The sequence below is a fragment of the Sulfitobacter sp. genome, from assembly GCF_036961165.1.
In the GTDB taxonomy this organism is placed as follows: Bacteria; Pseudomonadota; Alphaproteobacteria; order Rhodobacterales; family Rhodobacteraceae; genus Sulfitobacter.
In genome coordinates this window covers 1-4,403 of record NZ_JBALVJ010000148.1, presented here as the reverse complement: position 1 = coordinate 4,403, position 4,403 = coordinate 1, and the positions used below count along the sequence as shown (strand labels likewise).

Genomic DNA, 4,403 nt, shown 5'->3' with positions numbered 1-4,403 from the left:
GAGCGGGTCAAATCTCGGTGAAAATACCGGGTCAGTTCTCAGTGACATTCAACACTCCAGAGCCCCTCTTGACGATCATCGTCTTTGCCCATTGCTGCCGTACGCTGCCTGTTGTGTGTGTGGGGGGGGCAGAGCCGCGCTCTCGTTGTTGTTATTGCTGTAGTCTGGGAGATCGGTCTCAAGACCATTGCAGTTTTCATATTTTTGGTCACCGTCACAAGAAGGCGAAAACCTTCCCCGTGGCGGTTGGCCGACTTGAGGTCCGGTGAATTGTGGTGACGGAGCACCATTCAACCACTAAGCTTTATCTCAGACTGCGGATGCACTCTGGAGGACCAAGTCATGAAAAATCTCGCGTGGGCAATGACCCTGACACTCGTCGCAGGGACTGCTATGGCGAAAAATGAGGTGGGCATCACCAAAGGTATGCCCTCGGTCGCCGTCCCAACCGAAGACGGTATGGTGAATATCGACAGAATCCAGGACACAAAAAATCAAATAAGCGGTGAATGGGCGCTGACATCCCGTCGTTGTCCCGAGTTTTGCATTCAACCGCACAGCCCTGCGGAAGGGGTGACTACGATCGGCGAACTGGAACTGATCGAGATGCTCCAGGACCCCGAGGCCGTGGTGCTGGACAGCCGCACCCGTGACTGGTTTCAGGGTGGCACGATACCTGGTGCGATCAACATTCCCTACACCTATGTCGTGGACGAACTTGCGCAGCTGGGGTGTGAGCCGGATTTCGACGGCTGGGACTGTGCGGCAGCAAAGCCCGTAGCGCTATTTTGCAACGGGGTCTGGTGTGGTCAGTCGCCAACCGCGATCCGCAACATGGTCAAGGCTGGCTACCCCGCAAACCGCATTTTCTATTATCGGGGGGGCATGCAGATCTGGCGTCTACTTGGCTTAACCGTGATTGGCGGCGAATAACGGCCCTTTTCGGCCATTGACCATGCCTTCCTAATGCTGCGGTGCAGCCCGTCATTGCGGCCATTCTTGCATGGCACAGCATTTTTGTTGGTTTAAACGTCGCTATGTGGACAAGACGACATTCACGCAAAGCGACGAAACGGCGTTTTCAGCTCTGAGCCAAGTCCCATTTCAGATAGCTCTTAAACAACCGTTGGAAACCAAAGCGGGGCGGTACCGTTATTCAGTATCGTTGCGCAGTCGGTCGAATAGAGTTCGGAACTCAGTCAGATCAGGCAGTATTTCTGCGATTCGGTTGGGTGGGAACTGCTCTCCTAGCGCTGAGAACAGAGGCAGCATCTTTAGCAGCGCATCGTCCCGAAATTGCTTTCCGGCAATGGTCAGCCAGACCTGTTTGGATCGCTTATCGGCCGGATTGGGCCTCATCTCGACAAAACCATGTTTCTCAAGCCCAGCCAAAGTGTGGGTCATCGATGGCTTGGGTACTTGAAAGGCGCGTGCCAATTCCAAGGGCGTAGCTCCATCACGAACCCGAATCAGGTGACTGACCACTCCAAAATGCGAGACCAATAAGCCGCTCGGCAAGCGCGTTTCCAAAAACGCGGTGCCGATCTGGTTGATTATCCCTATCTCGTAGATGAATGCAAAATAAGTATCAGTTTGGTCACTAGGCATTTGCTAGACGTGTCTCCAAAGGCCAACGCGGACTGGGGCCGATCATTGGTGCATAGCCTACTCGACCAAGCATTTGAACCGTTTCTCTGGGAGCTGCCAGCATTTCATCAACCCGAGCATAATGGGCCGCCATCTCTGGGTATTCCTGTAACGCCTGACTGAGGGGTTGCATCGAAAGCCCGTGCTCGGTTGCTGCCAGATGCAGCCGAAGCCAATCCCGCCCCGCATTGATCTGATCAACACGGGTGTTGCCGTTCGTCGTGATGACGCAATAGGTGTTGGTGGCAAGCATCGACGTCCTGATCGAGCCGAGCCCCTGTTCGAATTCGGCGCTGGAACTATCGGCTTGGCCTTCGCGGGTCAGCATCCCTACAAGCATCAGGCTTTCCAAAAAAGGACCGCGCAAAGAAATTCCATCAGGATTGGCCTCGATCTCGGCTTTGCCAAATCGGGTCAAATCGACGCTCTCCATCCAGACATGATGGGTCGTCATCTCAATTTCCATGGCCTCCCATGTCAGAGTGCGCAATGCTGTGACATCGTCTTGTCCACTCTTGATGGTTGAATATTCAGACAGAGCTGCCTGCGCATCAGCTTCCACTGGACGATCCTCATAGGCGTTTCGGTTGGTATGTCGGTTAAATACATGGGCAAACAACGGGTCTTTTGTGCCACCCTCTGCAAACTTGATTGCGGCAACTGGCCCGTCATCGCCTTGCGGAAACAAGTCGGTTTCCAGCGCATAGCCATGCTCGTTCGCCGCCATCCGCAGTAGCTCCAAAAAACACCCCATGCCAATGGTCAGTTGGCGGTCGAACGGATCAGTATCGGGCAAATTCAGTGTTCTGTCGCGGTGGATGATCAGTTGGTCATCGCCCAGTAACTCAGCGACCCAAGGCTGACGGTTGTGGGGGTTCGGCGCAAGAATCGCATAAGAAAGTGCGTTCATTCGTGGCTCGGCATAGCTGCCTGCCGCTGACCAAGGCGCAAGCGCGCGCGACGGTCTGCGGGTCGCCAAAAAGCCGCCAGCAGACGCTGTCGCCGCGAGCACCACGCCACCACCAACTAAGCCAATCATTTTTCGTCTTGAAAGTGCCATTAGTTAACTCCATTTGGTTTGATATCAAATTATAGTCAAGCGTGACGGTGCGCTTCAGTTCAAGAAACTCAACGGCCCCAAGATTGTTCAATCGATCAAGGTGTCGGACTCAGGGGGCGCTTCATGTCAATCAGCTAAAAGCGTTACGGTCGTTCCTTCGGTCAGAATAGGGGGGCAAAACCGCGTTCAATACAGGCTTCACGCGGTTGATGCACGGCGAGGGCACGTGGTGAAAAGGGGCGGAACGGAATAGCCTGCCCGTAAATTTCGAGCGAGATCATGCCCGTTGTGCCATCGACCAGCAGATTGGCAACATAGCCCCGGCGGGCCATTCCCGTCGGCGTCGTATCGCCCACGTCCCAGTCGGTCGGTGTGCCTGTCCACTCATCATAAGGCGGTTCGAAGCCACCTTCGGTGTTGTCAAACCCACCGGCGTCGAGAGCCAAACCACCGACAAAGAGCAAGACGGAGAGTAGGCCAATCACTGAAAGACTCAGGTTTGCTATCCGCTTCATGCCATTGCCTCTGGCAAACAATCGGAAATCAAGCTCATCGTTTTTCCCTTTGAGAGTGCCATTATCAGCCTCCACATAGTTCGACTTCAAATCACTTAGTTTGATTTCGAACTACATGCAAGCACGATAGCGCACCACGTCTTCTAGACTCAGGACCCATTAATCTGGTTGATGCTGTCATGGCTGCATGATTCAAACCCGCAAACTGTAGGGGGTTTTATGAGTAATCTATTTTGGCTGAGCGAAGAGAAAATGGTGCGACTTCGACCGTATTTTCCAAAGAGCTATGGTGTGCTGCGCGTAGATGACCGACGCGTGTTGAGTGGTATTATCTTCATCAATCGCAACGGCTTGCGCTGGTGTGATGCACCCAAGGATTACAGCCCACACAAGACACTTTACAGCCGTTGGAAGCGATGGAGTGATATGGGTGTATTTGCTCGGATCATGATGGGGCTCGCGGCTGAAGAGCCCGACAACAGAACAACCTCAATTGATGCGACCTACCCACTGCCCCCTCTCGTGAATTTTCAATGCACTGTCAGGCAGCGAGCAATCGCTGCTTGCAGCGATGAGAGGGACAAAGCACATCCATTGCCCAGCAGGGTATTGCGCTGCAATGTCCCGAGAGGGAGGGCGCACCAAGGGCGGTATGAACACCAAATTGCATGCAGTGACTGACGTGGTTGGGCGGCCCATTCGGTTCTTCATGACCGCGGGCCAGGTCAGCGGCTATACTGGCGCTCGTGCTCTCGTGAGCAGCCTTCCATCAGCAGAGTAGTTGCTGGGCCCCTTTCGGGATCATGCTGCGCACAACCCCGTCGGCAATGGATCGCGGTTATGACGCGGATTGGTTTCGCGAGGACCTTGTAATTATGGGGATAACGCCCTGCATGCCGGGGCGAAAATCGCGCGATAAGGTCATCAAGTACGACAAACGTAGATACAAACGACGAAACCGGATTGAGATCATGTTTGGCCGTTTGAAAGACTGAAGGCGAGCATGACCGGTGCCCGAAGGTGTTCGGGTCGGCCATCGCTCTCGCTGCAACCGTGATATTCTGGTTATGAGTCCTGAGCCTAAGCCGACTTTCGCTGCGCAGCACGTCAACGTCTGCTAACGGCAGCGATTTCAACGGGTCGACGCAACACTTTAATCTTTAGCCAAAGATGGAGTGATC

Annotated in this window: 4 protein-coding genes and 1 pseudogene; 2 read left to right on the top strand and 3 right to left on the bottom strand. The window is 54.1% G+C overall.

Features of this window, described 5'->3' with window-relative positions; all coding sequences use genetic code 11:
* The first annotated feature begins 342 nt into the window (after nt 1–342).
* Nucleotides 343–933, top strand: a complete 591-nt coding sequence (locus V7730_RS22240; protein ID WP_335749742.1) for a rhodanese-like domain-containing protein — start codon at nt 343–345, stop codon at nt 931–933.
* 219 nt (nt 934–1,152) lie between these two features.
* Here V7730_RS22240 and V7730_RS22235 read toward each other — a convergent pair whose 3' ends face one another.
* From V7730_RS22235 to V7730_RS22225, 3 genes are all read right to left on the bottom strand, one after another.
* A complete protein-coding gene (locus tag V7730_RS22235) occupies nt 1,153–1,608 on the bottom strand; it encodes a MarR family winged helix-turn-helix transcriptional regulator (RefSeq protein ID WP_335749741.1) in 456 nt (151 codons plus the stop codon).
* Nucleotides 1,601–2,707, bottom strand: coding sequence for an Acg family FMN-binding oxidoreductase (locus V7730_RS22230; RefSeq protein WP_335749740.1), 1,107 nt, complete (start codon nt 2,705–2,707; stop codon nt 1,601–1,603). The genes V7730_RS22235 and V7730_RS22230 overlap by 8 nt, the downstream gene beginning before the upstream one ends.
* A gap of 161 nt (nt 2,708–2,868) precedes the next feature.
* Nucleotides 2,869–3,222 carry a hypothetical protein gene (locus V7730_RS22225; protein ID WP_335749739.1) on the bottom strand — a complete coding sequence of 118 codons (354 nt, stop codon included), beginning with the start codon at nt 3,220–3,222 and terminating at the stop codon, nt 2,869–2,871.
* Between the two features lie 219 nt (nt 3,223–3,441).
* Here V7730_RS22225 and V7730_RS22825 point away from each other — a divergent pair.
* Nucleotides 3,442–4,293 (top strand): annotated as a pseudogene (locus V7730_RS22825) (IS5 family transposase).
* The last annotated feature ends 110 nt before the right edge of the window (nt 4,294–4,403 follow it).

Coding starts and splice junctions, on each gene's coding strand:
- V7730_RS22230 (WP_335749740.1), bottom strand. CDS start 2,707: ATGGCACTTTCAAGACGAAAAATGATTGGCTTAGTTGGTGGTGGCGTG.
- V7730_RS22225 (WP_335749739.1), bottom strand. CDS start 3,222: ATGAAGCGGATAGCAAACCTGAGTCTTTCAGTGATTGGCCTACTCTCC.
- V7730_RS22235 (WP_335749741.1), bottom strand. CDS start 1,608: ATGCCTAGTGACCAAACTGATACTTATTTTGCATTCATCTACGAGATA.
- V7730_RS22240 (WP_335749742.1), top strand. CDS start 343: ATGAAAAATCTCGCGTGGGCAATGACCCTGACACTCGTCGCAGGGACT.